Raw genomic sequence first — 2,509 nt, forward strand, 5'->3', positions numbered from 1 at the left:
GTCCGGCACGAGAGCTGGACGCGGGAGGCTGCGCCCCTGCTGGAGGCCATGGCCCGGACATCCCGACCCGGTCGAGCACCTCCACGGCACGCGCGCGTGCGGCTCGCCGTGACACGCGCGCGTGCACGCGGTACACCTCGGCGATCTGGTCGCCTGTCGCGTAGTAGGGGTCCAGGGAGGACAGCGGGTCCTGGAAGACCATCGCCGCCTTCGCACCGCGCAGTCGCCGCAGTTCGTCGTCGGAGGCGGCCTGTACGTCGACCCCGGCGACCTCGATCGAGCCGCTGACCCGCGCGCCCGTGCCGTGGTGCAGGCCGAGCAGGGCCGAGGCGACCGTGGACTTGCCGGAGCCGGACTCGCCGACCAGGGCGAGGGCGGCACCCGCCGCCAGGGTGAACGAGAGCCCGTCCACGGCCCGCAGGTCCCCGAACTCGACGGTCAGGTCAGTGACTTGGACGAGACTCACGTCAGTACCACCCGTCGGTCGGCCAGCGTATACAGCACGTCCGCGACGGCGTTGGCGAGGACCACGAAGAAGCCGATGACCAGAACCATGCCGACGACCACGGGCAGGTCGACCACGGTGACGGCGTGGACGAGTTCCTGGCCGATGCCGGGGAGACCGAAGAGGGTCTCGATGAGCACGGCTCCCCCGACCGCGCTGCCGACGTCGTTGGCGTTCAGGGCGATGACCGGCGCGAGCGCGCCGCGCAGCGCGTGCCGGCCGACTATCGCCCGCTCGCCGACGCCGTAGGCCCGGAAGGTGCGGATGTGGTCCTCGGCGAGGGTCTCCAGCATCGACGCCCGGGTCAGCCGGGCGAAGTAGGCCGCTTCGGCGACCGCGAGGGTCACCCAGGGCAGCAGCAGGTTCCAGGCCCACTGCTCGGGGTCGTCGGCGAAGGAGACGTACTCCGGGAACGGCAGCAGCTCCAGTTGCCCGCAGACCACGATCATCAGGACGAGGCCGATGACGAAGACCGGCGTGGAGATGCCGGCCAGGGTGAGGCCGGTCAGGGCGCGCTCGGTGAACCGGCCGCGCCGCCAGACGGAGAGGATGCCGGTGCCGACGCCCAGCAGCAGCCAGAGCAGCATCGCACCGATCACCAGCGACAGGCTGACCGGCAGTTTGGTGAGGATGATCTGCATGACCTGCTGGTCGCTCTGGTACGAGAGCCCGAGGCAGGGTGCCGCGCAGTGCGCGACGGAGGTGCCGGTGGAGTAGTCCTGGCCGGCGACGATGCCCTGCAGGAAGTGCCAGTAGCGCACGTACAGCGGGTCGTCGAGCCGGAGTTGCTGGGCGACCTGGTGCACCTGTTCCGGCGAGCAGCGGGGGCCGCAGGTGATCTGGGCGACGTTGCCGGGGGTGACGTAGAAGACGACGTAGACGATGACCGAGATGGCCAGCAGGGTGATGACCGCGCCCACGGCACGGCGCAGCGCGAATCCGGCGAAGCCGTTCATGACCGGCCCTCCTTCGCGGCGTCCGGCTGCGCCGTCCGCGGCCCGGCGTCCGCCTTCGTCTCCTGCTTGCGGCCGGTTCCGACGCGCAGCCGGGAGGCCGAGCGCGGGTCGAGGGCGGTGCGGACGCCGTCACCGAAGACCGTGAGCGCGAGCACGGTCACGAAGAGGGCGCCCGCGGGCAGCAGCAGGTACTGCGGGGCCGCCTGGTACCAGACGTTGGCGGAGGTGAGCATCTGGCCCCAGGACGGGGTCGGGGGCTTCACTCCGACGCCCAGGAAGGACAGCGCGGCCTCGATGGAGATGTTGGCCGGCACCATGAGGGCGGCATAGGTGATGACGGGCGCGGCGAGGCCGGGCAGCAGTTCCCGGCGGGCGATCCGCCAGGTGCTCCAGCCGCTGAGCCGCGCGGCGGCCACGTAGTCGAGGTTCTTCAGGGAGAGCGTCGCGGCACGCGTGATCTTGCCGATGGTGCCCCAGGCGACGAAGCCGATGATGAGGGAGACCAGGACCGGCCGCGGGAAGCTGCTGGGCACGACGGCCAGCAGGGCCAGGGCCATGATGATCAACGGCATGGCGACGATGATGTCGGTGATCCTGCTCAACAGTTGATCAACCCATCGGTTGCCGAGTCCGGCCGTGACACCGACGACGACACCGAGGAAGACCTGCACGGTGGTCGCCGCCAGGGCGACGCCGAGCGAGACCCGGGCGCCGTAGACGAGCCGCGCGAACAGGTCCCGGCCGGTCTGCGGTTCGACGCCGAGCCAGTGGTCGGCGCCGATGCCGCCGAGGGAGCCGATGGGCACGCCACCGCGCGCGGAGTCCACCAGGGCGGGGTGGTAGGTGGTGGGGTCCTGGCCCTCCAGGGCGGTGAGCAGTGGCGCGGCGAGCGCGACCAGGACGAGCAGCGCGACGATTCCCGCCGCGACCACGGCGGCCCGCTGCGCACGCAGCCGCCGCCAGAACCGACGAGCCCCCGAAACCCCCGAGGCGGTTGCCTCGGGGGCCTGGGGGGCGACAAGTACCTCGCTCACGTCACTACTTCACC

At 71.4% G+C, this 2,509-nt stretch carries 3 protein-coding genes; all 3 read right to left on the reverse strand.

Annotation, left to right across the window (positions count from 1 at the left end):
• Positions 1-466, reverse strand: a 466-nt coding sequence (locus tag ABZ646_RS44805) for an ATP-binding cassette domain-containing protein (protein ID WP_360533036.1), incomplete at its 3' end; no start/stop codon positions are given.
• On the reverse strand, positions 463-1,461 hold the full coding sequence (locus ABZ646_RS44810) for an ABC transporter permease (RefSeq protein ID WP_360533039.1): 999 nt from the start codon (positions 1,459-1,461) through the stop codon (positions 463-465). The genes ABZ646_RS44810 and ABZ646_RS44805, both read right to left, overlap by 4 nt.
• Positions 1,458-2,495 (reverse strand): ABC transporter permease, encoded by a 1,038-nt coding sequence (locus tag ABZ646_RS44815; protein ID WP_360533042.1) that lies wholly within the window; start codon positions 2,493-2,495, stop codon positions 1,458-1,460. The genes ABZ646_RS44810 and ABZ646_RS44815 overlap by 4 nt, the downstream gene beginning before the upstream one ends.
• Positions 2,496-2,509 lie beyond the last annotated feature (14 nt).

The sequence above is a fragment of the Streptomyces sp. NPDC007162 genome (assembly GCF_040634175.1).
Lineage (GTDB): Bacteria > Actinomycetota > Actinomycetes > Streptomycetales > Streptomycetaceae > Streptomyces.